The 22,748-nt window shown below is 72.1% G+C and carries 26 protein-coding genes, 1 tRNA gene and 1 riboswitch; of the genes, 20 read left to right on the forward strand and 7 right to left on the reverse strand.

Annotation, left to right across the window (positions count from 1 at the left end; all coding sequences use genetic code 11):
- Positions 1-21 precede the first annotated feature (21 nt).
- Genes ACZ43H_RS07180 through ACZ43H_RS07200 form a run of 5 tightly spaced genes read left to right on the forward strand, consistent with a single transcriptional unit; the run spans position 22 to position 3,798 of the window.
- Positions 22-606 (forward strand): RNA polymerase sigma factor, encoded by a 585-nt coding sequence (locus ACZ43H_RS07180; RefSeq protein ID WP_464588918.1) that lies wholly within the window; start codon positions 22-24, stop codon positions 604-606.
- Positions 603-1,427, forward strand: a complete 825-nt coding sequence (locus tag ACZ43H_RS07185; RefSeq protein WP_464588919.1) for a zf-HC2 domain-containing protein — start codon at positions 603-605, stop codon at positions 1,425-1,427. The genes ACZ43H_RS07180 and ACZ43H_RS07185 overlap by 4 nt, the downstream gene beginning before the upstream one ends.
- On the forward strand, positions 1,424-2,287 hold the full coding sequence (locus tag ACZ43H_RS07190; RefSeq protein WP_464588921.1) for an ATP-binding cassette domain-containing protein: 864 nt from the start codon (positions 1,424-1,426) through the stop codon (positions 2,285-2,287). Before ACZ43H_RS07185 ends, ACZ43H_RS07190 begins: the two co-directional genes overlap by 4 nt.
- Positions 2,288-2,311: 24 nt before the next feature.
- The gene (locus ACZ43H_RS07195; RefSeq protein ID WP_464588923.1) at positions 2,312-3,211 is read left to right on the forward strand and encodes a hypothetical protein; all 900 of its coding nucleotides are present in this window, start codon (positions 2,312-2,314) and stop codon (positions 3,209-3,211) included.
- A gap of 5 nt (positions 3,212-3,216) precedes the next feature.
- Positions 3,217-3,798, forward strand: a complete 582-nt coding sequence (locus tag ACZ43H_RS07200; protein ID WP_464588925.1) for a hypothetical protein — start codon at positions 3,217-3,219, stop codon at positions 3,796-3,798.
- A gap of 22 nt (positions 3,799-3,820) precedes the next feature.
- On the opposite strand, the gene ACZ43H_RS07205 is transcribed toward ACZ43H_RS07200, so the two are convergent.
- The 3 genes from ACZ43H_RS07205 to ACZ43H_RS07215 form a co-directional block, all read right to left on the reverse strand.
- Positions 3,821-4,042, reverse strand: a complete 222-nt coding sequence (locus ACZ43H_RS07205; protein WP_464588927.1) for a hypothetical protein — start codon at positions 4,040-4,042, stop codon at positions 3,821-3,823.
- A 67-nt stretch (positions 4,043-4,109) separates the two neighbouring features.
- Positions 4,110-5,372, reverse strand: coding sequence for an FG-GAP repeat domain-containing protein (locus ACZ43H_RS07210; RefSeq protein WP_464588928.1), 1,263 nt, complete (start codon positions 5,370-5,372; stop codon positions 4,110-4,112).
- Between the two features lie 30 nt (positions 5,373-5,402).
- Positions 5,403-6,359, reverse strand: a complete 957-nt coding sequence (locus tag ACZ43H_RS07215) for a helix-turn-helix transcriptional regulator (RefSeq protein ID WP_464588930.1) — start codon at positions 6,357-6,359, stop codon at positions 5,403-5,405.
- A gap of 143 nt (positions 6,360-6,502) precedes the next feature.
- Between ACZ43H_RS07215 and ACZ43H_RS07220 the strand changes: the two genes are divergently transcribed.
- Positions 6,503-7,180, forward strand: coding sequence for a GAP family protein (locus ACZ43H_RS07220; RefSeq protein WP_464588932.1), 678 nt, complete (start codon positions 6,503-6,505; stop codon positions 7,178-7,180).
- Positions 7,181-7,653: 473 nt separating this feature from the next.
- On the opposite strand, the gene ACZ43H_RS07225 is transcribed toward ACZ43H_RS07220, so the two are convergent.
- Positions 7,654-7,727 (reverse strand) — tRNA-Pro (locus ACZ43H_RS07225).
- A 189-nt stretch (positions 7,728-7,916) separates the two neighbouring features.
- Here ACZ43H_RS07225 and ACZ43H_RS07230 point away from each other — a divergent pair.
- Both ACZ43H_RS07230 and ACZ43H_RS07235 read left to right on the forward strand, forming a co-directional pair.
- Positions 7,917-9,311: an MBL fold metallo-hydrolase RNA specificity domain-containing protein gene (locus ACZ43H_RS07230; RefSeq protein WP_464588934.1), complete on the forward strand. Its 1,395-nt coding sequence runs from the start codon at positions 7,917-7,919 to the stop codon at positions 9,309-9,311.
- Positions 9,312-9,443: 132 nt separating this feature from the next.
- A complete protein-coding gene (locus ACZ43H_RS07235; RefSeq protein ID WP_464588936.1) occupies positions 9,444-9,620 on the forward strand; it encodes a hypothetical protein in 177 nt (58 codons plus the stop codon).
- A gap of 15 nt (positions 9,621-9,635) precedes the next feature.
- Here the strand turns inward: ACZ43H_RS07235 and ACZ43H_RS07240 are convergent, their stop codons facing one another.
- The gene (locus tag ACZ43H_RS07240; protein WP_464588938.1) at positions 9,636-10,040 is read right to left on the reverse strand and encodes a pyridoxamine 5'-phosphate oxidase family protein; all 405 of its coding nucleotides are present in this window, start codon (positions 10,038-10,040) and stop codon (positions 9,636-9,638) included.
- A gap of 177 nt (positions 10,041-10,217) precedes the next feature.
- On the opposite strand from ACZ43H_RS07240, the gene ACZ43H_RS07245 reads away from it, so the two are divergent.
- A complete protein-coding gene (locus ACZ43H_RS07245) occupies positions 10,218-11,072 on the forward strand; it encodes an NAD(P)-dependent oxidoreductase (protein ID WP_464588940.1) in 855 nt (284 codons plus the stop codon).
- A 19-nt stretch (positions 11,073-11,091) separates the two neighbouring features.
- On the opposite strand, the gene ACZ43H_RS07250 is transcribed toward ACZ43H_RS07245, so the two are convergent.
- Both ACZ43H_RS07250 and ACZ43H_RS07255 read right to left on the reverse strand, forming a co-directional pair.
- The gene (locus tag ACZ43H_RS07250) at positions 11,092-12,348 is read right to left on the reverse strand and encodes a DUF1501 domain-containing protein (protein WP_464588942.1); all 1,257 of its coding nucleotides are present in this window, start codon (positions 12,346-12,348) and stop codon (positions 11,092-11,094) included.
- 5 nt (positions 12,349-12,353) lie between these two features.
- Entirely contained in the window at positions 12,354-13,814 is a 1,461-nt protein-coding gene (locus tag ACZ43H_RS07255; RefSeq protein WP_464588943.1) for a DUF1800 domain-containing protein, read from the reverse strand.
- Positions 13,815-14,072: 258 nt separating this feature from the next.
- On the opposite strand from ACZ43H_RS07255, the gene ACZ43H_RS07260 reads away from it, so the two are divergent.
- From ACZ43H_RS07260 to ACZ43H_RS07310, 11 genes are all read left to right on the forward strand, one after another.
- On the forward strand, positions 14,073-15,434 hold the full coding sequence (locus ACZ43H_RS07260) for a hemolysin family protein (RefSeq protein ID WP_464588945.1): 1,362 nt from the start codon (positions 14,073-14,075) through the stop codon (positions 15,432-15,434).
- Positions 15,431-16,537, forward strand: a complete 1,107-nt coding sequence (locus ACZ43H_RS07265; protein ID WP_464588947.1) for a hemolysin family protein — start codon at positions 15,431-15,433, stop codon at positions 16,535-16,537. Before ACZ43H_RS07260 ends, ACZ43H_RS07265 begins: the two co-directional genes overlap by 4 nt.
- A gap of 56 nt (positions 16,538-16,593) precedes the next feature.
- Complete coding sequence (locus ACZ43H_RS07270) at positions 16,594-17,208, forward strand: CDP-alcohol phosphatidyltransferase family protein (RefSeq protein WP_464588948.1); 615 nt, start codon at positions 16,594-16,596, stop codon at positions 17,206-17,208.
- Complete coding sequence (locus ACZ43H_RS07275; protein ID WP_464588950.1) at positions 17,201-18,076, forward strand: DUF881 domain-containing protein; 876 nt, start codon at positions 17,201-17,203, stop codon at positions 18,074-18,076. The genes ACZ43H_RS07270 and ACZ43H_RS07275 overlap by 8 nt, the downstream gene beginning before the upstream one ends.
- Positions 18,073-18,405 (forward strand): small basic family protein, encoded by a 333-nt coding sequence (locus tag ACZ43H_RS07280; RefSeq protein WP_464588952.1) that lies wholly within the window; start codon positions 18,073-18,075, stop codon positions 18,403-18,405. The genes ACZ43H_RS07275 and ACZ43H_RS07280 overlap by 4 nt, the downstream gene beginning before the upstream one ends.
- Positions 18,398-19,153 carry a DUF881 domain-containing protein gene (locus tag ACZ43H_RS07285; RefSeq protein WP_464588954.1) on the forward strand — a complete coding sequence of 252 codons (756 nt, stop codon included), beginning with the start codon at positions 18,398-18,400 and terminating at the stop codon, positions 19,151-19,153. Before ACZ43H_RS07280 ends, ACZ43H_RS07285 begins: the two co-directional genes overlap by 8 nt.
- A 57-nt stretch (positions 19,154-19,210) precedes the next feature.
- Positions 19,211-19,597, forward strand: a complete 387-nt coding sequence (gene gcvH / locus ACZ43H_RS07290) for a glycine cleavage system protein GcvH (protein WP_464588956.1) — start codon at positions 19,211-19,213, stop codon at positions 19,595-19,597.
- 161 nt (positions 19,598-19,758) lie between these two features.
- Positions 19,759-20,283: an FHA domain-containing protein gene (locus ACZ43H_RS07295; protein ID WP_464588958.1), complete on the forward strand. Its 525-nt coding sequence runs from the start codon at positions 19,759-19,761 to the stop codon at positions 20,281-20,283.
- A gap of 7 nt (positions 20,284-20,290) precedes the next feature.
- Positions 20,291-21,037, forward strand: a complete 747-nt coding sequence (gene ftsR, locus ACZ43H_RS07300) for a transcriptional regulator FtsR (RefSeq protein ID WP_464588959.1) — start codon at positions 20,291-20,293, stop codon at positions 21,035-21,037.
- Positions 21,038-21,114: 77 nt separating this feature from the next.
- Positions 21,115-21,582: a bifunctional nuclease family protein gene (locus ACZ43H_RS07305; protein ID WP_464588961.1), complete on the forward strand. Its 468-nt coding sequence runs from the start codon at positions 21,115-21,117 to the stop codon at positions 21,580-21,582.
- A 335-nt stretch (positions 21,583-21,917) separates the two neighbouring features.
- Entirely contained in the window at positions 21,918-22,514 is a 597-nt protein-coding gene (locus ACZ43H_RS07310) for a MerR family transcriptional regulator (RefSeq protein WP_464588962.1), read from the forward strand.
- A 27-nt stretch (positions 22,515-22,541) separates the two neighbouring features.
- Positions 22,542-22,649, forward strand: a riboswitch (glycine riboswitch).
- The last annotated feature ends 99 nt before the right edge of the window (positions 22,650-22,748 follow it).

A 22,748-nucleotide genomic window follows, 5' to 3' on the forward strand; every position in this document is an offset into this window, starting at 1 on the left:
CGCCGGTGCGACAGTGATGGCATGGGCCAGGAGAGCCGGGGGAGCAGCACCGAGCAGCGCAGCGACGCCGCGCTGGTCCGGGACACCGCCGACGGCGACAGCACCGCTCTCCGGGAGCTCTACGAACGGCACGCCCCGTGGTTGACGGCGAGGCTGACCCGCCGGTGCAACGACCGCGAGGTGGTGCTCGACGTCCTCCAGGACACGTTCGTCGCGGTCTGGAAGGACGCCCGGAAGTGGCGCGGCGACGGCGAGGTGGCGGGCTGGTTGTGGGGGATCGCCTTCCGCCGCATGGTGTCCCGGCTGCGGGGCCGCAAGGACGTGCTGCTGCACCCCGACTGGGACCGGGCGGGCGCGGGCAGCGTGCCGGCCGCCGAGGACCAGGTCCTGCTGGACGTGGAGTACGGCGACCTGGCCGGCGCCATGCTCAGCCTGTCGCCCGAGTTCCGCTCGGTCGTGCAGGCCGTCGTGCTGGACGGGCTGACGGCCCGGGAGGCCGGCCAGCTGCTCGGCGTACGGCAGAACACCGTCAAGACCCGCCTGCACCGGGCGAAGGCGCAGCTGCGCCGCGCCCTGGCACAGGAACCGATGGAGGGGTGGGGATGAGCACGCACACGTGGCACGTCGGCGAGGGGCGGCTGGAGGCCTACGTCGACGGACGCCTGGACGCGGTCGAGGGCACCTCGGTCGAGCAGCACCTGGTGGGGTGCGCCGACTGCCGCGCCCGGGTCGGTCCGCTGGTCGACGCGTCCGCGCTGGCGCTGGCCTGGGACGGCATCCGCACCGAGACGGAGCGCCCGGCCCAGCCCGTGTTCATCCGCCTGGCCCGGCGGCTGGGCGTCTCCGAGCCGGCGTCGGTCCTGCTGACCGCGTCCGCCTCGCTGCGTACCGCCTGGCTGACCAGCAGCCTGGTCGCGCTGGCCTTCGCGTTCGTCGCCGCCCGGGTCGCCGGAGACCGGATCTGGCCGTTCCTCCTGGTCGCGCCCCTGGTCCCGGTGATCGGTGTCGCGGCGTCGTACGGCCCCTCCACCGACGCCCTCGAGACGCTCATCGTGACCTCGCCGTACGGCCGGACCCGGCTGATCCTGGTCCGCGCCGCCGCGGTGCTGACCACCTGCCTGCCCTTCTCGATCCTGCTCGGCCTGATGCTGCCCGGCCCGCTGTGGGTGGCGGCCGCGTGGCTGGGCCCGGCGCTGGCGATGATCCCCGTGCTGCTCGCCATCGCTTCCTTCGTGGGTCCACGCGCAGCCGCGGCCGTGGTGGCCATGGGGTGGTCCGCGGTCGTGCTGGCCTCGACGCGGCACCTGGCGCCGACCTGGCCGGTCGACCTCGACCGTCAGCTCGTCCTGCTGGCGCTGGCGACGGTCTCGGTGGCCGTGCTGGCCGTGCGCTCCCGGCAGACGCGTCAGTTCGGAGCAGCGCTGTGAACGCCGTCGACCTGCGCGGGGTGACCAAGAGGTACGGCGGCACCGTGGCCGTCCAGGGCGTCGACCTCGCGTTCGACCGTGGCGTGACGGGACTGCTCGGGCCCAACGGGGCGGGGAAGACGACCCTCCTGCGCATCGTCGCCACCTCCATCGCGCCCGACCGCGGCGAGGTCCGCCTGCTCGGCCGTGACCCGCTGGCCTCGCAGGCCGAGCTCACCGAGATCCGGCGCGAGCTCGGTTACCTCCCCCAGGAGCTCGGCTTCCCCAGCGACATGACCACGTTCGGCTTCGTCGACTACGTGGCGGTCCTCAAGGAGTGGAACGACCAGGCGCGCCGGACGAGTGAGGTGCGGCGGGTCATCGAGCTCGTCGGGCTGGCCGACTGTGCGACCAAGCGGGTCACCCGGCTCTCCGGGGGCCAGCGTCGCCGGGTCGCCCTGGCGCAGGCGCTGCTGGGAGAGCCGCGGTTGCTCGTCCTCGACGAGCCCACGACGGGTCTGGATCCGAGCCAGCGGGCCCGGCTGCGTCACACGCTGTCGGTGATCGGCACCGACTCGGCCGTCCTGCTGTCCACGCACCAGACCGAGGACGTCGCCGCTCTGTGCGAGCGGGTGGTGGTGCTCGCCAGCGGGGAGGTCCGGTTCGACGGGTCCGTGGTTGACCTCGTCGCCAGGGCGGACGGCCAGGTCTGGCTCTGCGACGACGCCGTCGACACCGGCGTGGCGACGTGGCGGACCGGCACCGGACGGCACCGGGTCGTGGGTGGACCACGACCCCCGGGCTCGGACTCGGCCGAGCCGACGCTGGAGGACGCGTACCTCCTGATGCTCGGCGACCAGGCGGCCGCCGCACTGTCCTGACACACCCCACCGAGGAGTCCCACCATGTCCGCCACCCGTGCATCCCTGCAGACCGGCAGCCCCAGCCTCTCCGCCATGGCCGGGATCGAGGCCCGGCGCGTAGTCCGCAACCCGTTCTTCCTGCTCGCCACCCTCGTCGCCTTCGCCCTGCTCCTCTGGGGCGTCCTGAACGCGAGCGACGCCGATCCCGCGGGCGACCTGCTCTCCTGGCCGGTGATCCCCGCCTTCTTCGTGGGGCTGACGAGCCTGGTCGTGCTGGCTCGGCAGACCCGTTCCACCGAGGCCGCCGCCGAGGCGATGAACGCGGCCCCCGGCACGGAGTCCCGGCGCACGCTCGCGCTGGCCCTGGCCTGCCTGGTCCCCGGCGCAGTCGGGCTGCTGTGGGTGCTGGTCGAGGTGGCGCTGGTGGCCTGGCGCGAACCCGCACCGCAGGAGTGGTGGTTCGGCACGATGCCCGACCTCCAGGTGTGGGCGATGCTGCTGGCCAACGGTCCGGTCGCCTGCCTGGGCGGGGGGCTGCTCGGCGTCCTCGTCGGCCGCTGGCTGCGCTTCCCGGGAGCAGCCGCCGTCGCCGTGGTCGTCGTGCTGGTCGTCGACATGGTCGGACAGTTCCCCTCCGAGGAGACCAGCCACCCGGCCTGGCGGCTCTGGACCCCGTGGGCGTCCTTCCAGTCGGGCACCAACGCGGACGGCACCGCTGTCCAGTACGGCGGCAACGCGGTCTTCTACCTCGTCTACGTGCTCTGCCTGTGTGCCGCGGCCGTGATCGCCGCGGTGTGGCACGACCGGGTCGCCCGCACCGGCAGGCTCAAGGGTGTGTTCGCCGGGGTGGTCCTTGTCGGGCTGGTCGCGCTGGCCCTGTCGATGACGACCGGGACCACCGAGAACCGCACCTCCGACCCGGTGCCGTCGCGGGTCTCGTAGCTCCCATGCGTCTCTGGTACGTCCGCCGCGGGGTCGCCTGGACCCCGCTGCTGGCGTGCTGTGCGCTCGGGCTCGGCGCAGCCCTGGTGGGGCACCGCTGGCCGGACTTCCTCGCGGTGCTGCTGCCGGCCGCTCTCGCGGGGTGCACCGCCGGGGCGGGCTTCGTCTTCGACGAGGCCGCCACACCGATCGTCTCGGTCACGCCCCGGGGGGCGGGGTGGCGTCGCGCCACGCGGCTCGCCGTCGGCGTCGTACCGCTGGCGGTCTGGCTCGTCGTCGTGGGCACGCTGCCGCGGAGCGTGGGGGCGGACCGCGTCGGGTGGGTGACCGCGGGCGTTGCCTGCGTGCTGCTGTCCGCGGGCGCAGCCGGCCTCTGCACGCGCCGGGCGGTGCCGTCTCCCGGGAGCGCGGTCGCCGCGGTGGTCGTGTGCCTGGTGCTGATGCCGCTGGTCGTCGGCCCCCTCGTGGGCTGGGAACCCGTGCTCCCGCTGGGGGAGTTCTCCGGCTGGCTTACCGGATTCTGGGCCGGAGCGCTGGCGCTGGGGGCGCTGCTCGCCTCCGGGGTGCTGCGCCCGGGTCTGCGTTGACGCCCCGCGGGGAGGCCGGCGGCTACAGCCGCGACATCTTGTCGAAGGGGCTCGTCACGCGCACGGTCCGGGAGCCGAAGTTGACCGTCACCGCGTGCGCCTCCCTGCTGACGACGCGCCCCATGCCGTAGGAGTCGTGCGAAACCAGGTCGTCGAGCGCGAACTCCTCGATCGGCAGCACGGGGTCTGGCTTGAAGGGGCTGCTCGCGAGGTGTCGCTTCCGGGGGCCCGGTGAAGTTGTCATCACTGTCCAGTATGCGCCCGGGGCGGCTGCGCCGACGAACCTCGGCATCGCCGACCCCTTCGCGCGGTCACCCGGAGAACACGAGCAGCTGCCGCGGACCCTTGAACTGGTCGCCGCCGTCGTCGCCGTTGGTGACCACGAGCGAGGGGCGTCCGAGGTAGCGGGGGATGACCGCGACGTTGGATCCGCCACCGCTGGCGGCCTGCGGCAGTCCGGCGAAGTCGGTGAAGCTGCGCCCGGTGCCGTTGTCGAGCATCAGGAGGTCGGGGAGGTTCCCCTTGCCGTCGGCGGTGCGGCCGTTGACGACGTAGAAGTCGAGGTCGCCGTCCTGATCGACGTCGGCGACGGCCGAGTTGCGTCCCTTCTGCAGGGTGCGGGTGTAGCCGCGGGTGAAGGTCCCGCCGGGCCTGCCGTAGAAGACGCTGAGGGTGGTCGGGGTCACCTGGACCAGGTCGAGGCGGCCGTCCCGGTCGAGGTCGGCCCAGTCCCCGTCGCGACCCTGCTGGCTCGGTTGAGGAGCGAGGCCGAGCGCCTTGCCGACGTCGGTGTAGGTCCCGTCCGCGTTGCGCCGGAAGAGGTGGTTGGGGGTGCCGCACACGTAGATGTCCATGTCGCCGTCGGCGTCGTAGTCGCCCGGCGCCACGCAGATCCCGCCCGGCTTGTTGATGGGGGCCGACACCTGCTCCACGAACCTGCCGCCGGCGTTGATGAAGAGCTTGTCGTAGCTGGGGTAGAGGTTTCCGTAGCCGTTGCCGACGAACAGGTCCGGTCGTCCGTCGCGGTTGGCGTCGAAGGCAGCCACGTCCCGGCCCCGGCCCGCACCGTCGGCGGCGCCCCAGGCGCCGACGACCTTGCTGAAGTCGTGCGTGGTGGGGTTCTGCAGCCACAGCTCGTTGCTCTTGTCGTCAACGGTGCCGTGCTTGGCTCCGACGGCGCAGAAGAAGTCCGGCCAGCCGTCGCCGTTGAAGTCCGCGGAGTCGCACCCGTGCCGGTCCGCAAGCGGCAGTGTCTTGGCCAGCACGAACGTGCCGTCCGCTCGCCCGCGGAACAGCTCGGTGCCGTAGAGCTGGTGCCGGCTGAGCAGGAGGTCGCTCACGCCGTCCTTGTCGTAGTCGAAGACGAGCGAGTTCGAGTCCTGGTCGTTGGTCAGGCGGTAGATGCCGGCCTGCTGGGCGCGGTCGGCGACGCTCAACGTCGCGGCGGCGGCCGGCTCGGGCACGGCGGCGCCGGCCCGTGCGAGCCCGGTGCCCGACAGGCACACGACGAGGCCCAGCGCGATCGTGATGCGTACGTCGGACCGGCGGCGCCGGTGGTCACGGTGCACGGTCATGGAGGGCCCCCGCCTTTGCCGACCGGACGGTCACGCGTCGTGGACCGGACCCGGATGGGATTGAGTTCGTCGTGAGCCGAGCGTGCCGCCGCGAGGCGCGGCGGTGGAATACGCAGACACGCGTACCCCATCGGTCGGGCTCGGCGCATCGAGAAGTCGTCCTCGGACGATCAGCAGGTCGGGGCCGAGCCACGTCAGCGATGCGGCGGGGAGCCGGCCCGGGTCGTCCGGGTGCGACGGGAGCGCCGGCTCCCACCTGTCGGCCAGGCAGTCGGTCGCGCGGATTGCGGCGAGCCGGTCCCGCACCTCCAGCTTGCGGTACAGGTGCTCGAGATGCTTCCCGACCGTGCGGGGTGAGCAGCCCAGACGTCGGCCCATCGCGTCCGCGGTCAGGCCGTCGCGGAGCAGCCGCAGGACCGCGGACTCCCGCCGGGTCAGCCCCCACTGGGCTGCGCGGCGACGCGCCGGGTCCCCGGACCCGCGGCCCAACCGGTCGAGGAGCATGAGGAGAGGCTGGATCTGCCGGGCCACGAGCAGATCCTTCGCGGAGAGGTCGCGTTCGTCGCGACGGAGCACGAAGGCGCTGCAGGCGCTGGTCGTGGCCGTGACGGGGATGACCAGCTCCGTCGCGCGGGGAGAATCGTCCGAGCAGGCCCGCCGAAGGCCCTCTGCGATGGCGGGGCGCGCGGGCTCCGCGGGCATCGGGCCGGCCGAGCTGCCACTGGCGAACCATGTCAGCAGGGAGCGGGCGAGCAGGTCCGGGGCCCAGAGGTCGACCGGCTCTGCGGGCGGCCACCCCGGCGGCGGGCGCAGGACGCGCGAGCCGAACGTTCCGTCGGCACGGATCCAGCTCCAGCGGGCCACGGCGTCGAAGGTGTCGGAGAGCAGCTCCAGGACGTCCACGGGCGGGAAGCTGCGCATGGGTGCGCGGCTGACGTCGGCTGCGTGCTCCACCCATCGCGCGAGGGGCGATCGAGCGCGCGTCATCCACACCTCCTGCAGGCCCCCGTACCCGGCGCTCCCGAAGAGGTGGGCTCGGCCCGGCTGCCAGTCAAGCCACTGCCGCGAAGTGCCGCTACGCCCGAAGTCGGTATAGCCGGACCGGCGGGCTCCGGGCGAATATTGGTCGCGTGCCCCAGCTGCTGGCCTTCCTGCTGCCGTTGGGCCTGGCCGCGGCCGTCAGCCCGATGATGCTCAGTGAGCAGGTGGTGCTGCTCGGCACCCGGCGAGGTGTTGCGGCGGCCGCTGCGTACGCCGCCGGCACCGCGACGGTCACGGTCCTGCTCGTCGCGGCCGTGCTGGCGCTCGGCACGCACCTCCAGCTGCCCACGACGCCCCATCTCGATGCGACGCTGGACCTGTGGCTGGGCGGAGCGTTGCTCCTGCTCGTCCTGGCCGTGGTCGTCTGGCATCTCCGACACGCACACCGGCCCAGGCCCGCGCGGGCGCATCCGCACGACGTGCGGCCGACGGCGGCGTACGCCTTCGGCGTGTTGTCGATGGCCACGAACATCACCACCCTCGCGCTCCTCCTGCCGGCGTCCAAGGAGATCGCAGCGAGCAACGTGGCGGAGGTGGGAAAGCTCGTCGCGGCCGCGCTGCTGGTCGGCCTCGCCTGTCTGCCCGCGTGGGCGCCGTTGTCCGTGGTCGTGCTCGCTCCGGGAGCGAGCACCGACCTGCTCGGCATGGTGCAGAGGGCCATCGAGAGGCACGGTCGCACCGTGATCCTGGTCTTCCTGGCCGGGCTGAGCCTGTTCCTACTGGGCCGTGGTGTGTACCGGTTGGAGTGGATGTCCGCCCCGGGCTGATGGCTGAGGTCGCGTGGGTTCACATCCCGCGGGGCAACCACGGGGGCCCACAGTGCAGGACACGCATCTGAGGCGCGCCGCAACAGAAGATACGGCGATCTCCCGATTCCCCTGGTGCGGCTTAGCGCGGGCGTCGTCGGTGCCGGCGGCCATCGGCCAACAGACAGGAGGGCGTCATGTGCGTATACAACCCCTACACCGCTCGGCTGGTCGCCTTCGACCACGCGCGAGACCGGGTCGGAGCGGCTCGGGCAGCCCGGGACGCGACTCGAGAGGCACAGGTCAGCGATGTCCCCGACAGGACCCGCCCGACCGTGGCGCCGAGGTCCTGGTGGGGCTTCTTCCGCCGCCCCGCCACCGCGTGAGGGCCGTCGGGGACGGAGCCGGAGGGACCCGCCGGCACCCGAAATGCAAACACCCGGACCTGCGTTCGCAGGTCCGGGTGTCCGCGATGTCCTGAGACATCACATCGGTCGGGCTGACAGGATTTGAACCTGCGACCCCTTGACCCCCAGTCAAGTGCGCTACCAAGCTGCGCCACAGCCCGAAGGCCTTCGGTGGAAGGCCGCGTGAACACTATCGCAGCATCGCCGGTGTTCAGAATCCGGCTCCCGACACGGGCCCGACCAGGCCCGTCCGCCGGCGGCAGGTCGGGCGCGGGGGAGTGGTCCGGGGCGGCGCCCGACGATGACCAACGACCCTGTCCGCGCGGTCGGACGCGTGCCGACACTGGCGCATGACCAGCCCCGTCCTCACCTTCCTCGGAGCCGCCGGCACGGTGACCGGCAGTCGCTTCCTCCTCGAGCACGACGGCAGCCGGGTGCTGGTCGACTGCGGGCTCTACCAGGGCCTGAAGGACCTGCGCCAGCGCAACTGGGAGACGCTGCCCGTGGACCCCGCCAGCATCGACGCGGTCGTGGTCACGCACGCCCACCTCGACCACTGCGGCTACCTGCCCAAGCTCGTGCGCGACGGCTTCTCCGGGCGCATCGTGTGCACCGACGACACCGCCGAGCTCGCCACCATCGTGCTGCGTGACAGTGCCCGCCTGCAGGAGGAGGACGCGGCGTACGCGAACGACGTCGGCTACTCCCGGCACCACCCGGCCCTACCGCTCTACGACGCGGGGGACGTCGAGAAGACCCTGCCGCTCCTGCAGCCTGTGGACTTCCTGACCCCGACCGAGGTCGCGCCCGGGGTGCGGGCGACCCTGCAGCCGGCCGGGCACATCCTCGGCTCGGCCACCGCCCTCGTCGAGCTGGGCGGCACGGGTGTCCTCTTCAGCGGTGACCTCGGCCGTTCCGGCCACCCCCTGCTGCGACCTCCCACCGACCCGCCCGCCGCGGACGTCGTGGTGGTGGAGTCGACGTACGGCGACCGCCGGCACCCGCCGCGCGACCCGGACGTCCTCGCCTCCGCGGTCCGCCGCACGATCGGCCGCGGCGGCTGCGTGCTGGTCCCGGCGTTCGCGGTGGACCGCACCGAGCTGGTCATCCTCGAGCTCGCCCGGCTGGTCCGCGAGAACCGCATCCCGAAGGTCCCGGTGTTCGTGGACAGCCCGATGGCGCTGGCCGCGCTCGCCGTGTACCGGCGGGCTCTCGGCCAGGGCTCGGTGCAGCTGCGGGACGAGGTGCGGGGCCACCACGAGCTCCTCGAGGACACCGACCTGCACGCCGTCCACGACTCGACCGCCTCACGCCGACTGAACCGCCCCTCTGCGCCCTGCATCGTCATCTCCGCCTCGGGCATGGCGACCGGCGGCCGCGTCGTCCACCACCTCGCCGAGCAGCTGCCGGACCGGCGCAACTGCGTGGTGCTCACCGGCTACCAGGCGGTGGGGACACGTGGTCGTCAGCTCCAGGAGGGCGCCCGACAGGTGAAGATGCACGGGCGCTACGTGCCCGTGCGTGCCGAGATCGTCGACGTCCAGGACTTCTCGGTGCACGCCGACGCCGACGAGACCCTGCGCTGGCTCGGCCGGATGCCCACGCCGCCCCAGGACGTGTACGTCGTGCACGGTGAGCCGCACGCCGCGGCCCGGCTGGCCGAGCGGATCGACAGCGAGCTCGGCTGGTGCGCGGTGGTGCCGGCGTACGCCGAGCGGGTGCGCATCGGCGCCCTCTCCGACTGAGCCCTGCTCCGGACCGGTGCAGACCGGCGCGACACGCCGCGCGTGTTCGTGAGAGGTTCCCGGCCGGGGAGGTGAGCAGGACCGATGATGGGTGCTCAAGAGACCGGCATCACACGTCCTGTGGGGGAACGGATGCGGGAGATCGTGCACATCACGGCCGCTGCGCTCGTGCTGGTGGTCGCCGGCGCCTGCGCCCTCGTGCAGCTCGGGCAGGTGAACCAGGCCTACGACCGGGTGCAGCAGCGCGCCGTGCTCACGTCGTACGTCGACCGGGCGCCGACGGTCCACGAGCACGCCGGGCGGCACTGAGCCCGCCCGTACCGCTCACTCGCCGAGGACGAATGCCCGCCCGCTGATGGCCGTCGGCCGGATCTCGACGACGTTGTACTTCAGCGTCCCGATCCAGGGCTTGAGACCGATGTCGTCGGCCCGCCGCTCCTCGTCCTCCTCCAGCTTCCGTGCCCGGCCGCGCACGATCACGCTGTGGGCCGTGCGTCCGTCGTGGTCGTCGATCTCGAAGACCACGTCCGGGTGCATCACCACGCCCAGCAGCTTGTCGCCCTCGGCGGTCCGGAAGAGCAACCGGTCGCCGTCGACGGCGAAGTTGACCGGCACCAGGTTGATCTCGCTGCCGAGCACGTAGGCGAGCCGGCCGAAGACGGCCGCGCGCAGCAGCTCCCAGCACTCCTCGTGGTCGAGCACCCTCACCACGTCGTCGTCGTAGGTCATCGGCTCTCCTCGTCACAGCGGGGTGCAGGGCGCCCGGGCGGGGTGTCAGCGACTCACCCTGCCCGGTGCTGCAGCTCTGTGTAAGGGCACCTCGTCCCGGACCTCGCTGCCGTTGGACCCGGTGCTGGGACGGCGACGTAGGTTCGGGGACGAGCGACCGCCCACGAGAGGACACCCATGACCGACCAGCCCACCGTCGCACTCCTCGGCACCGGCACCATGGGCGCCGCGATGGCGCGCAACATCGCCGGGGCGGGGATCCCGCTGCAGGTGTGGAACCGGACGCGGGAGCGGGCCGAGGCCCTCGCCGACGTGGCCACCGTCCACGACAGCGTCGCGGACGCGGTGGCCGGGGCCGAGGTGGTGCTCACGATGCTCTTCGACGCCGACAGCGTCGCGGACACGATGGAAGAGGCCAGGTCGGCCCTCGGTGACGACGTGGTCTGGCTGCAGCAGAGCACGGTGGGGGTTGACGGAACCGCGCGCCTGGCGAAGCTGGCAGCCGAGCTGGGCGCGGTCTTCGTCGACGCGCCCGTCCTCGGCACGAAGAAGCCTGCCGAGGACGGCACGCTGGTCGTCCTCGCCTCCGGACCCGAGGAGGTGCGCGACCGGCTGGCTCCGGTCCTCGACGCGATCGGCAGCAGGACGATGTGGGTCGGCGAGGCAGGCACCGGCACCCGCCTCAAGCTCGCCGCCAACGCCTGGGTCTTCACCGTCGTCGAGGGCGTGGCCGAGTCCCTCGCCCTGACCCGCGAGCTCGGCCTGGACCCCCGCCTCTTCCTCGAGGCGGTCGCCGGCGGCGCGCTGGACGCGCCGTACGTCCAGCTCAAGGGTGCGGCGATGCTCGACGGCGCCCTCGACCCGGCCTTCGCCCTGGAGGGCGCGCTCAAGGACGCCGGGCTCATCATCGAGGCCGCACAGTCGGTGGGCCTCGAGCTCGGCGTGCTGCCGGGGGTGCGGGACCACTTCGCCCGCGCGGTGCAGGCGGGGCACGGTGACCGGGACATGGCGGCCACCTGGCTCGAGCACTGAGGTCCTGCCGGCCGGGCGCCTACTGGCCGGCCATCACGCCCACCCGCTCACGCTGGAAGCCGGGGAACACCGTGCCGGTCGAGGCGCCGAAGCGGGAGGCGACGACCTCGGCGAGGACGCTGCGGTAGTCGGTCGTGACCAGCAGGTCGGAGTCGACCTCGCCCTGGAGCCCGGGCCAGGTGCCGTAGTAGCTGCCGCCCCGGACACCGGCCCCGGCCAGGAACATCACGTTGCCGTAGCCGTGGTCCAGGCCCATGTTGGCGTTCTCCGCGACCCGCCGGCCGAACTCGCTGAGCGTCACCAGCGTGACCTTGTCCGCGAGCGGCCCGAGGTCGGTGAAGAACGCCGAGACCGCCGAGGCAAGCTCGCCGGCGTTGCGGACCATCCGGCCCTGCTCGACGGTGCCGAGGCCGGTGTGCATGTCCCAGTCGCCGTGGTCGACGGTGACGACCCGGACTCCCACGTCGCCACGCACCACGCGGGCCACCGCGGCCATCGCCCGACCCAGGTCACCGTCGGGGTACGCCGCGCCGTGCGCCGGTGCGGCGCTGGTCTCGCGCACGGGGGTGAACGACTCGACCGAGGCGAAGGCGGACCGCATCGAGCGGCCGAGGGGAGAGGAGTCGGTGTCCCAGAGGGTGCGCAGCGACCGCCGGCGCTCGCCGTGGTCCCACTGGTCCTCCCCGGCGATCCGGACGTCGTCGAGGTTGCCGCCGCCCATGACCGGCTCGGGCCCGTACAGCGAGGCGGGCGGAGCGCCGTCGCCCATGTTGAACCCCTGCAGAGGTGAGCCGTCCGCGTCGGTGCCGATCAGGCGGTTGAGCCAACCGACCCGGGTGGTGGAGCCGGGGTTGGCGTCCTCCACCTCCTCCATCGCAGCGAAGTGGGAGCGGTTGGGCGCGGGGAGCCCGGTCGCGTGGACCGCCGCCAGCCGCCCCGACTCCCACAGCGGCACCAGGGGCGCCAGCTCGGGGTGCAGGCCGAACTGCCCGTCCCTGACCAGCAGCCGGTCGGCGGGGACTGCCAGCCGCGGGCGGGCGCTGTAGTAGACGGGGTCGGCGTGCGGGACCACGAGGGAGAGGCCGTCGGCCGCGCCACGCAGGGACAGCACCACGAGCACGGACGAGGCGGGCGTGGCGGCCGCGGCCGCAGCGTGCACGACCGCCGATCCGAAGACGGTGCTGCTGCCTGCCACGGCGAGGGCTCCGGTGAGGAGGCCACGGCGCGAGAGCCGGGTGAACTCGCGGCAGCAGGGTGCGGTGGTGGTCGTCGTCATGGTGCTCACCTGGTCAGGAACGAGGGGGAGTCGAGGAAGGTCGTGAGCAGCCGCGCCATCGACCACTTCACCAGCGGGTGGTCACGGGTGATCACCTCGTCGGGGCCGAGCCCGGTGGCCTGGCAGCAGGCGCGCAGCAGCCGGGCCGTCGACCGGCGGTGCAGCAGCCGCTGCGAGAGGTGGTCCACCAGCACGTCGAAGCGGACCCGCTTCGCGGGCAGCCAGGAGCCGGCGGAGTGGTAGTGGATGCCCTCCTTGGGCCACCAGGTGCCGCACATGGAGTAGTGGACGCTCATCGAGGCCAGCAGCCGCGCGGGGGAGGCCCACGAGTCGTTGTCGATCGGCTGGCCGTCGGGCCGCGGCCAGGCGAACGGCGTCGTGCCCATGTCGGAGACCTGCCAGAGCAGCTGGTTGGCGGCGTTCCGCTCGCTGGTGGGCCGCTCCACGGAGACACCGAGAGCGCGGTAGGTGGCCACGAGGTCCTCGCCGGGGTCGCGCACCTTGGCGCCCACGGCGTCCGCGAAGGCCGAGGAGCCGACCAGGGCGCGCAGCACGGGCACGATCTCGGTGTCGTGGTCGAGGTAGACCTCTGCGAGCCGGTCCACGAGGGCCTGTGGCGGGTCGTCGCTGACCAGCTTGACGGCGAGCTTCCGGGCCACCCGGGCCGCCGTCGCGGGGTGGCGGGCCAGGTAGGACAGGTAGCGCCGGGTCAGGTCCCGCCCGTCCGCCTCGGCGTTGGGGTCGGAGAAGCCCATCACGCTCACGGTGCCGCGCGAGTGCCGCCGGGGGTCGTACGACGGCTCCCACGTGTTCCACAGGTCGACCGTCCAGCCGGTGAGGATGCGGGCGCTGTCCTTGACGTCGTCCTCGTCGTACTGGCCGCGCCCGACCGTGTGCAGCTCGAGCAGCTCGCGCCCGAGGTTCTCGTTCGGGTGCTTGGCGGTCGAGACGGCGTTGTCGAGGTAGATCAGCATCGCCGGGTGGGTGATCGACGCGTGGAGGAGGTCCTCGAAGCGGCCGAGCGCGTGGGCGCGGATCGTGTCGCCGTAGTCGACCCGGTGGACGAACTGGGCGTCACCGACGGCCGGGACGTTGAGGTGGTTCTCCCACAGCTCCGTCATCAGCTCGTGCAGCTGCCGCTTCGACCTCATCCGGCGCAGCAGCACCCAGCGCGCGTAGTCGGCCATCACCTCCCAGCCACCCTCGGTGCCGTCGACCTGGCGACGCCACAGGGCCGCCGGCGCGCGGTCGAGGCTGGGCCACCAGGAGCGCAGCTCGTCGGCGCTCCTGTCGGTGATGCTCGCGGGGGAGAGCTGCCGGTCGAACCAGGCCGTGGCACCTCCCTGCCTGCGGACCTGACGGGCCAGCGCCGGCGTGATCCCGTAGGAGAGCCGGCCGACCAGGTGCCGCCCGCGTCGGGACAGCAGGGGGTCACCACGGTGGTGGGCGGGGGTGTGGCTGGGCATGTGCCGGCTCCCGGGCAGCGAGGCAGAGGGGGTGTCGACGCGGGCGTGGACGTCGTCATCATCGGCGCCGCCCGGGCCCTTCTTGAGGGAACGCGCCGACAGACCGCTTCGCGGGATGCGGGCGGAGCCGGGGATGGCCGGTAGAGTTCTGGGACCGAACGACCTCTACGGCAAAGGATCACGAGCTCCTCCGATGGACGGCTCCCAAAGTCGCCCGCCCTCGCACCGTGCGGCGCCCTGCGCCCGGGGAGGGCACCGATGACCGCCTGGATCCTGCTGGCCGCAGCCCTGCTGCTGATCGCTGCCTGCGGCGTGTTCGTCGCGGCCGAGTTCTCGTTCGTCACCGTCGACCGCAGCAAGGTCGAGCAGGCGGCGAGCGAGGGCGACAGCGGCGCGCAGGGGCTCCAGCAGGCGCTCCGCTCGCTCTCGACCCAGCTCTCCGGCGCGCAGGTCGGGATCACGATCACCAACCTCGCCATCGGCTTCCTCGCGGAGCCGGCGATCGCGGCCCTGATCGAGGGACCCCTCGAGGCATTGGGGACGCCCCCGGGTGCCGTGCCACCGGTGGCGGTAGGGATCGGGCTGACGCTCAGCACCATCCTGACCATGATCTTCGGCGAGCTGGTCCCCAAGAACCTGGCACTGGCCCGGCCGATGGAGGTCGCCCGCGCCACCCAGCGCTTCCAGCGCACCTTCACGGCGGTCAACCGGCTGCCGATCAGGCTGCTCAACGGCTCCGCGAACGCCTTCGTCCGCCGGCTCGGGATCGAGCCCCAGGAGGAGCTGCGCTCCGCGCGAAGCTCGACCGAGCTGGCCTCGCTGATCCAGCGCTCGGCCGACCAGGGCACCCTGGACGCCGACACCGCCGAGCTCATGGAGCGTTCGGTGGAGTTCGGGTCGAGGACCGCCGGCGAGATCATGACTCCCCGGGTGCGGACGGTCAGCCTCGAGGTCAACGACCGCGCCAGCGACGTCATCGAGCTGGCCCGCCAGACCGGCCACTCGCGGTTCCCCGTGCTCGACGCGGAGGAGAGCGTGGTCGGCACCGTCCACGTGAAGAACGCCGTGGCGCTGCCGGTCCACGAACGGGCCACCACGAAGGTCAAGCACCTGGTGGCCAAGCCGATCGTGGTGCCCGACTCGCTGCGCCTCGACCCGCTCCTGGCGCTGCTGCGGGAGGACGGCTTCCAGATGGCGGTCGTCCTCGACGAGTACGGCGGCCACGCCGGCATCGTCACCCTCGAGGACGTGGTCGAGGAGATCGTCGGCGACATCGCCGACGAGCACGACCGCCTCGGCGCACGCGCCCGTCAGCGCCGGGACGGCGGCTGGACGCTGTCCGGCCTGCTGCGCCCCGACGAGGTCGAGGACCTCACCGGGATCGCGCTGCCCGAGAACGAGGACTACGACACCATCGCGGGCCTCGTGCTGCGCGTGCTCGGCCGGGTGCCGGAGCCCGGCGACCTGGCGGAGGTCCCGGTCCCCGACAACTCTGACCCCGAGGAGCCCCGCGAGCAGCTGGCGGTCCTGACCGTCGAGCGGATGGACGGCCTGCGCATCGACCGGGTCGGGCTCCGGCTGCTGCAGGGCGACCTGCCGCGGCCCGAGGACGCGTCATGAGTGCCCCGGCCGCCCTCGCCGTCGCCGTCCTCCTGCTGCTCGGGAACGCCTTCTTCGTGGCCGCCGAGTTCGCCCTGGTCTCCGCCCGGCGGACCCAGATCGAGCCACGGGCCGAGGCGGGTTCGCGGCTCGCCCGCACGACGCTGAAGGCGATGGAGAACATCTCCCTGGTCATCGGCGTCAACCAGCTCGGCATCACCGTCTGCTCGCTGGTGCTCGGTGCCGTCGGTGAGCCGGCGGTCTCGCACCTGATCGAGCCCGTGCTCCACGCCGCCCACGTGCCGACGTCGTTCCTGCACCCCATCTCGTTCGTGGTGGGCCTGGCGATCGTCGTCTACCTCCACGTGGTGATGGGGGAGATGATCCCCAAGAACCTCGCCCTGGCCGGCCCCGACCGCGCCGCCCTCGCGCTGGGCCCGCCGATCTGGTTCATCGTCAAGGTGCTGCGTCCGGTCATCGTGGTCATCAACGCCGTGGCCTCGGCGGTGCTGCGGCTGGCCGGCGTACGCCTCATGGACGAGGTGAGCTCGACCTACACCCGCGAGGAGGTCGCGGCGCTGGTGGAGGAGTCGCGCGGCGAGGGGCTGCTCGAGGCCGACGAGTACGACCGGCTCGCAGGTGCCCTGGGCTTCACCGAGAAGACCGTCGAGTCCGTGCTGATGCCCTCCGCCACCCTCACCACCGTGCAGCGGGGGTCGACCGCGGCGGACGTCGAGTCGCTGTGCGCCGCCACCGGGTTCAGCCGCTTTCCCGTCGTGGGGACGGGGGCAGAGCTGCTCGGCTACCTGCACATCAAGGACGTCCTCGAGCCCGACGAGGCCCGGCGCGAGCGCCCGGTCGACGACAAGTGGATCCGCCCGTTCGCGACGGTGACCGTCGACGACAGCCTCCACGACACCCTCGAGACCCTGCAGCGCCGTGGCGCCCACATGGCCCGGGTCGTCGACGCCGAGGGCAGCACGCTGGGGCTCGCGACCCTCGAGGACGTGATCGAGGAGCTGGTCGGCGAGATCCGGGACGCCGCGCACCTCGACGAGCCCGCTACCGCGCCGCCGAGCCCGTCCGGTGCGCCGCGCGTCGTTCGTGGACGGACCGATGGCTAAGGTGTCCTCGGCGGGGCGACGGGGCCCCTGTCCGAGCTCCCCCGCAACACGGCGAAATGCAGGTCCCTGTGGCAGATGAACCGACGCGCGAGAACCGCGTGTGGACTCTGCCCAACCTGCTCAGCCTGGTCCGGCTGGCGGGCGTCCCCGTCTTCCTGTGGCTGGTGCTCGTCCCCGAGGCCGACGGCTGGGCGCTGGGCCTCCTGGTGCTGTCCGGCATCACCGACTTCCTGGACGGCTGGCTGGCCCGACGCCTCGACCAGACCTCGGTGGTGGGGCAGATCCTCGACCCCGTCGCCGACCGGCTCTACATCCTGGCCGTGGTCGTGGGCCTCGCCCTGCGCGACATCATCCCGTGGTGGATCGCGATCCTGCTCCCGCTGCGTGACCTCCTGATGTGGGGGCTGGTCCCGCTGCTGCGCACCCGCGGCTACAGCGCGTTGCCTGTGCACTTCCTCGGCAAGGCCGCCACCTTCAACCTGCTCTACGCCTTCCCGCTGCTGCTGCTCGGTGACGGCGTGGGTGTGGTGGCGACGTTGGCGAAGGTTTTCGGCTGGGCCTTCGCGGTGTGGGGCATCGGGCTCTACTGGTGGGCCGGGCTGCTCTACGCCTGGCAGGTCCGCAAGCTGCTGGCGACGACGGAACGACGTACGGCGGTCCGCGATGCCTGACCACGTCGCCCGCGAGGAGCCGCGCCTGCCCGCACGGGTGACGATGCCGCTGCTCACCCTCATCACCCAGCAGTCGCTGGACGAGGACTACCTCCACGTGGCCGAGCGACGTGCGGCCGGGGCCCCGCGCCCACCGCGAGCGCGGCCGCACCGCACCGCCGCGATCGTGGTCGCGGTCTTCGGGATCCTGGTCACGACCGCCGCCGTCCAGACCTCGCGCAACGCCGGTGTCAACGACGCCAGCCGGGCGAGCCTGATCTCGCAGATCGACACCAAGCGGGCCGCGGTCTCCGACCGGCAGGACCGGATCGTCTGGCTGCGCGAGCGCAACGTCGCGCTCGAGCAGCAGCTCAACACCGTCACCGGCACCGAGCAGGAGGCGCTGACCCGGATGCGCCGGCTCGAGTCGGTGTCCGGGTTCGGCCCGGTCCACGGCGAGGGCGTGCGGATCGTCGTCGACGACGCACCCAACGGCGACCCGACCCAGCAGGTCCGCGACGAGGACCTGGCCAAGCTGGTCGACGGGCTCTGGGCCGCGGGGGCCGAGGCGATCTCCATCAACGGCTACCGCCTCACCGTGCTGAGCGCGATCCGCAACGTCGGTGTCGCCATCCACGTCAACAGCCGGGCGCTGACGCCGCCGTACACTGTGCTGGCGATCGGGGACACCCGGACACTGCAGGCGAACCTGCTCGACAGCACCCTGGGGAGCGAGTTCTTCAGCCTGGCCCAGCAACTGGGTTTCGCCTACTCGCGTCGCAACGAGGACGACCTCAGGCTGCCTGCGGCCCGGTTCCCGCGGCTGCGCTCGGTGCGCGAGGGCTCCGCCGGGGACCAGCAACGTCACAACGAGGAGACCATTCCGTGATCGCCGCCCTCGGGCTCCTGGTGGGCATCCTGCTGGGACTGTGGTTCCGCCCCGACGTGCCCCTCGGGCTCGAGCCCTACCTCCCCATCGCCGTCGTCGCCTCGCTCGACGCCGTGTTCGGCGGCCTGCGCGCCTACCTCGACGGGATCTTCGACGACAAGGTCTTCGTGGTCTCGTTCTTCAGCAACGTGGTGATCGCGGCCGCGATCGTCTACCTCGGGGACAAGCTGGGGGTCGGCGGCCAGCTGTCCACCGGCGTGATCGTCGTCCTCGGGATCCGCATCTTCTCCAACGTCGCGGCGATCCGACGCCACCTCTTCCATGCCTGACGCCGAGACCCGCAACGAGAACGAGCCGGACACCGGCCGGCAGCGGCTGCTGACGGCGCTGCTGCGGCCCTCCCGCGCCCAGGTCGTCGTCGCCGTGCTCCTGGCCGTCGTCGGCTTCGCCGCGGTCACCCAGGTGCGCGCCAACGAGGTCGACGACACCTACGCCGGGCTGCGCGAGCAGGACCTGATCGACGTGCTCAACGGCCTCGCCGGCACCACGCAGCGAGCGGAGTCCGAGATCGCGCGCCTCGAGAGCACCCGTCGCGACCTGCAGAGCAGCACGCAGTCGCGGCAGGCGGCCCTGGCGCAGGCGCAGGACCGGGCTGACACGCTGGCGATCATGGCCGGGCTGGTCCCGGTGACCGGTCCCGGGATCCGGGTCACCGTCACCGAGGACACCGCACCCGTGGACGTCGACACGATGCTCGACACCATCCAGGAGCTGCGGGCAGCCGGCGCCGAGGCGATGCAGTTCAACGGCAAGGTCCGCGTCGTCGCGCAGACCTCGGTGGAGTCGGCCGTCGGCGGGATCTCCGTCGACGGGACGCTACTCAGCCCGCCGTACGTCATCGACGTGATCGGTGAGCCGCACACGCTCACCGGGGGGATGACCTTCCCCGAGGGACCCCGGGCCCAGTTCGAGAGCGACGGCCAGAGCGTGCAGATCGACGAGCTCCAGTCCCTCGACATCGAGAGCGTCGTCGAGCCCAGCCAGCCGCAGTACGCCCAGCCGGACGGCTCCCAGTAACCTGCGTCCGACGCCACACCGCCCGTCAACTGAGACCCCCCAGCGACAGGAGCCACCGTGTACCCCGACGACCTGAAGTACACCACCGAGCACGAGTGGGTGCGCAGCCCCGGCGAGCACGAGGGCTCGGTGCGCATCGGCATCACCCACTACGCCCAGGACGCCCTCGGCGACATCGTCTACGTCTCGCTGCCCGAGGTGGGGGACAGCGTCGACGCCGGCAGCACCTGCGGCGAGCTCGAGTCGACCAAGTCCGTCAGTGACATCTACGCCCCGATCACCGGCGAGGTCGTGGCCCGCAACGACTCGCTCGACGCCACGCCGGAGCTCGTGAACAACGACCCGTACGCCGCCGGCTGGCTCTTCGAGGTCGTCCCGGCCGACGCGTCGCAGCTCGACGAGCTCCTCGACTCCGACGCCTACCAGGCCACGCTCGAGGGCTGACCCGACCGCTCCACCGCCGCACCGCCGCCACCCCGCCGCGTGCCCGCCTTGCACCCGCTGGTCGGACTGATAGGTTCGGGTCAACCGTCAACCTCAACCCGGCCCTGAGGGTTGGACCGTGGCTGGGTGTCGGCGGACGACCCCGATCCGGAGGAAGACCGATGCCGTTCTGCACAGCGTGTGGCAAGCAGAACCCCGACGACGCCCGCTTCTGCTCGCAGTGCGGCAACCGTCTGGTGACCGCTGACGCGCCCGCTCCCGCGCCGGACTCGGCGGGGGAGTCGACCGCGACCATCGCGATCGGCCTGGGCGGTGACAAGGTCGAGACCTCCGACCGCCAGCTCAACGCGGTGGACGCCGCCGCTGTGGACGCGCTGCCCTCGGGCCACGCGCTCCTGGTGGTGCAGCGGGGCCCCGGCTCCGGCAGCAGGTTCCTGCTGGACTCCGACGTGGTCAACGCCGGGCGCCACCCGGACAGCGAGATCTTCCTCGACGACGTGACGGTGTCGCGCCGGCACGCCGAGTTCCACCGGACCGCTGACACGTTCACCGTGAGCGACGTGGGCAGCCTGAACGGCACCTACGTCAACCGGGACCGGATCGACCGGGTCCAGCTCAAGGACGGCGACGAGGTCCAGATCGGCAAGTACCGTCTGGTCTTCTTCTCCGGGCACGCGAGCGGCTGACGGCCGGATGGGTACGCCGTCGGCCACCGCGCCGTCAGGGGCCTCCCGGGCGCGGATGAACATCGGGGAGGTCCTGGACCGGCTGCGTCCGGACTTCCCGGGGGTCACCATCCCCAAGATCCGCTTCCTCGAGGACAAGGGCCTGATCAAGCCCGAGCGGACCCCGGCGGGCTATCGCAAGTTCTCCCACGAGGACGTCGACCGGCTGCGTTACGTGCTGCGGATGCAGCGCGACCACTACCTGCCGCTCAAGGTGATCGGCGAGCACCTCGATGCGATCGACCGCGGTCTCGAGCCGCCGCCGATCGAGGGGGTCGTGCCGACCGTCCCCCGGGTCGCGCTGGCCGCTGACGGGCTGCCGAGCGCCGAGTCGTTCTCCCGGCGCGACGACGTACGCCTCTCGCGTCGCGAGCTGGTGAAGATCGCGGAGATCTCCGAGGAGCTGCTCGACCAGCTCGAGCAGTTCGGGCTGATCAGCGCCCGCCCCGGCACCGGCCACTACGACACCGACGCGCTGGTGATCGCCAAGACGGCGCGCGACCTGGCCGACTTCGGCTTCGAGCCCCGGCACCTGCGGGCCTTCAAGACCGCCGCCGACCGGGAGGTCGGGCTCGTGGAGCAGGTCGTGGCCCCCCACAAGCGGGGCCGCGACGCCGCGGCCAAGGCCCGTGCCGAGGAGGCGGTCAGCGAGATCGCGGCGCTGTCCGTGCGGCTGCACGCCACCCTGGTCAAGGCGGGCCTGAGGTCCTCCTGAACCTCGCCCAGAACCTCGCCCAGAACCTCGCCGAGGACACCTCCTGGGCTCACCCACACCGGGAGTAGGGTGAGCGTGTGCGCGAAGTCGATGTCATGGGAGTCCGGGTCGAGATGCCCTCCAACACACCGATCGTGCTGCTGCGCGAGGTGACCGGGGAGCGCTACCTCCCCATCTGGATCGGGGCGGTCGAGGCCACCGCGATCGCGTTCGCCCAGCAGGGTGTGGTCCCGCCCAGACCGCTCACGCACGACCTGATGAAGGACGTGCTCGAGGCCACCGGCAACCAGCTCACCGAGGTCCGGATCACCGAGGTCAAGGACGGCGTCTTCTTCGCGACCCTCGTCTTCAGCTCCGGCGCCGAGGTCAGCGCACGGCCCTCGGACTCGATCGCCCTGGCGCTGCGGACGGGCTCGAAGATCCTGTGCTCCGAGGAGGTGCTCGACGAGGCCGGCCTCGCCGTGCCCGCGGAGCAGGAGGACGAGGTCGAGAAGTTCCGGGAGTTCCTCGACCAGGTCACCCCCGAGGACTTCGACGCCCACTGACGTCCTGCGTTGTCAGGACCCGCGTGGATCGGCCCGTCAGCGCGCCCTTCGAGCCTGGATGAGTCGCCGGTTAACCGGTGATTCCTGACGTTCTCAGCCGTTGCAACGCCTGAGAAGTGCAGGAGTCGCCGGTGCACCGGTGATTCAACCACCCTCACCCTCAAGTAGAGGGTGAGGGTTGCGACACGCCGCTCCTGTCGTTGACCACCCTCATCGTCGGGCATACCTTGAACTGTCTCTGTTGTAACTCCACCGTTGTGGTCACACCGGGCTCTCCGGCAGGTCACACTTCCCCCGAGGGTTACGCACAACGGAGTAGACCCGCGGAGGACCGTGTGAACGAGAACGAGCAGGACCTGGCGAGCAGCCCCGAGGCGACCCTCGCCGCGGAGGCGGCGGAGGAGCAGGGTCTCCTCTTCGCCGACGACGTGTCCCCGCTGCCCAGCGACACCGGCTACCGCGGTCCCACGGCGTGCAACGCCGCCGGCATCACCTACCGCCAGCTCGACTACTGGGCCCGCACCGGCCTGGTCGAGCCGTCCGTGCGGGGTGCCGCCGGCTCCGGGTCGCAGCGGCTCTACTCCTTCCGCGACATCCTGATCCTCAAGGTCATCAAGCGGCTGCTCGACGCCGGCATCTCGCTCCAGCAGATCCGCACGGCCGTCCAGCACCTGCGCAAGCGCGGGACCGACGACCTCACCCGCGTCACGCTGATGAGCGACGGTGCCTCGGTCTACGAGTGCACCAGCAACGACGAGATCATCGACCTGCTCCAGGGCGGGCAGGGTGTCTTCGGCATCGCCATCGGCGGTGTCTGGCAGGAGATCGAGGGCACCCTCGCCGAGCTGCCGAGCGAGCGCACCGCCGAGGACCAGGAGCCCGGCGCGAGCGACGAGCTGGCCGCACGGCGCGCTGCCCGCAAGATCGGCTGACCCCATCGGCTAGGCTGGGCGCGCCGACTATCCCGCACGGGAGAGTCTCCGCCCGGGGGCAGCGCCCGTGGAGCGGAGCGCCGAAGGGGCAATTCCTCCCCGGAACCTCTCAGGCGCCAGGACCGTGCGGATGAGGCAACTCTGGAGCTCGTGAACCACGAGTGACAGAGGGGGAGGGAGCCCGATCGACCCCGATCCGAGGAGCCCCTCCAGTGACCGACGCGTCCGCCCCGA

This window comes from Nocardioides sp. DN36, from assembly GCF_055380375.1.

Bases quoted from the DNA above. Each gene is read 5' to 3' on its own strand.
- ACZ43H_RS07285 (WP_464588954.1), top strand. From the start codon at position 18,398: ATGCCTGACGCCGAGACCCGCAACGAGAACGAGCCGGACACCGGCCGG.
- ACZ43H_RS07295 (WP_464588958.1), top strand. From the start codon at position 19,759: ATGCCGTTCTGCACAGCGTGTGGCAAGCAGAACCCCGACGACGCCCGC.
- ACZ43H_RS07180 (WP_464588918.1), top strand. From the start codon at position 22: ATGGGCCAGGAGAGCCGGGGGAGCAGCACCGAGCAGCGCAGCGACGCC.
- ACZ43H_RS07235 (WP_464588936.1), top strand. From the start codon at position 9,444: ATGCGGGAGATCGTGCACATCACGGCCGCTGCGCTCGTGCTGGTGGTC.
- ACZ43H_RS07250 (WP_464588942.1), bottom strand. From the start codon at position 12,348: ATGACGACGACCACCACCGCACCCTGCTGCCGCGAGTTCACCCGGCTC.
- ACZ43H_RS07205 (WP_464588927.1), bottom strand. From the start codon at position 4,042: ATGACAACTTCACCGGGCCCCCGGAAGCGACACCTCGCGAGCAGCCCC.
- ACZ43H_RS07230 (WP_464588934.1), top strand. From the start codon at position 7,917: ATGACCAGCCCCGTCCTCACCTTCCTCGGAGCCGCCGGCACGGTGACC.
- ACZ43H_RS07240 (WP_464588938.1), bottom strand. From the start codon at position 10,040: ATGACCTACGACGACGACGTGGTGAGGGTGCTCGACCACGAGGAGTGC.
- ACZ43H_RS07200 (WP_464588925.1), top strand. From the start codon at position 3,217: ATGCGTCTCTGGTACGTCCGCCGCGGGGTCGCCTGGACCCCGCTGCTG.
- ACZ43H_RS07210 (WP_464588928.1), bottom strand. From the start codon at position 5,372: ATGACCGTGCACCGTGACCACCGGCGCCGCCGGTCCGACGTACGCATC.
- ACZ43H_RS07260 (WP_464588945.1), top strand. From the start codon at position 14,073: ATGACCGCCTGGATCCTGCTGGCCGCAGCCCTGCTGCTGATCGCTGCC.
- ACZ43H_RS07195 (WP_464588923.1), top strand. From the start codon at position 2,312: ATGTCCGCCACCCGTGCATCCCTGCAGACCGGCAGCCCCAGCCTCTCC.
- ACZ43H_RS07270 (WP_464588948.1), top strand. From the start codon at position 16,594: ATGCAGGTCCCTGTGGCAGATGAACCGACGCGCGAGAACCGCGTGTGG.
- ftsR (WP_464588959.1), top strand. From the start codon at position 20,291: ATGGGTACGCCGTCGGCCACCGCGCCGTCAGGGGCCTCCCGGGCGCGG.
- ACZ43H_RS07265 (WP_464588947.1), top strand. From the start codon at position 15,431: ATGAGTGCCCCGGCCGCCCTCGCCGTCGCCGTCCTCCTGCTGCTCGGG.
- ACZ43H_RS07275 (WP_464588950.1), top strand. From the start codon at position 17,201: ATGCCTGACCACGTCGCCCGCGAGGAGCCGCGCCTGCCCGCACGGGTG.
- ACZ43H_RS07215 (WP_464588930.1), bottom strand. From the start codon at position 6,359: ATGACGCGCGCTCGATCGCCCCTCGCGCGATGGGTGGAGCACGCAGCC.
- ACZ43H_RS07245 (WP_464588940.1), top strand. From the start codon at position 10,218: ATGACCGACCAGCCCACCGTCGCACTCCTCGGCACCGGCACCATGGGC.
- ACZ43H_RS07255 (WP_464588943.1), bottom strand. From the start codon at position 13,814: ATGCCCAGCCACACCCCCGCCCACCACCGTGGTGACCCCCTGCTGTCC.
- ACZ43H_RS07185 (WP_464588919.1), top strand. From the start codon at position 603: ATGAGCACGCACACGTGGCACGTCGGCGAGGGGCGGCTGGAGGCCTAC.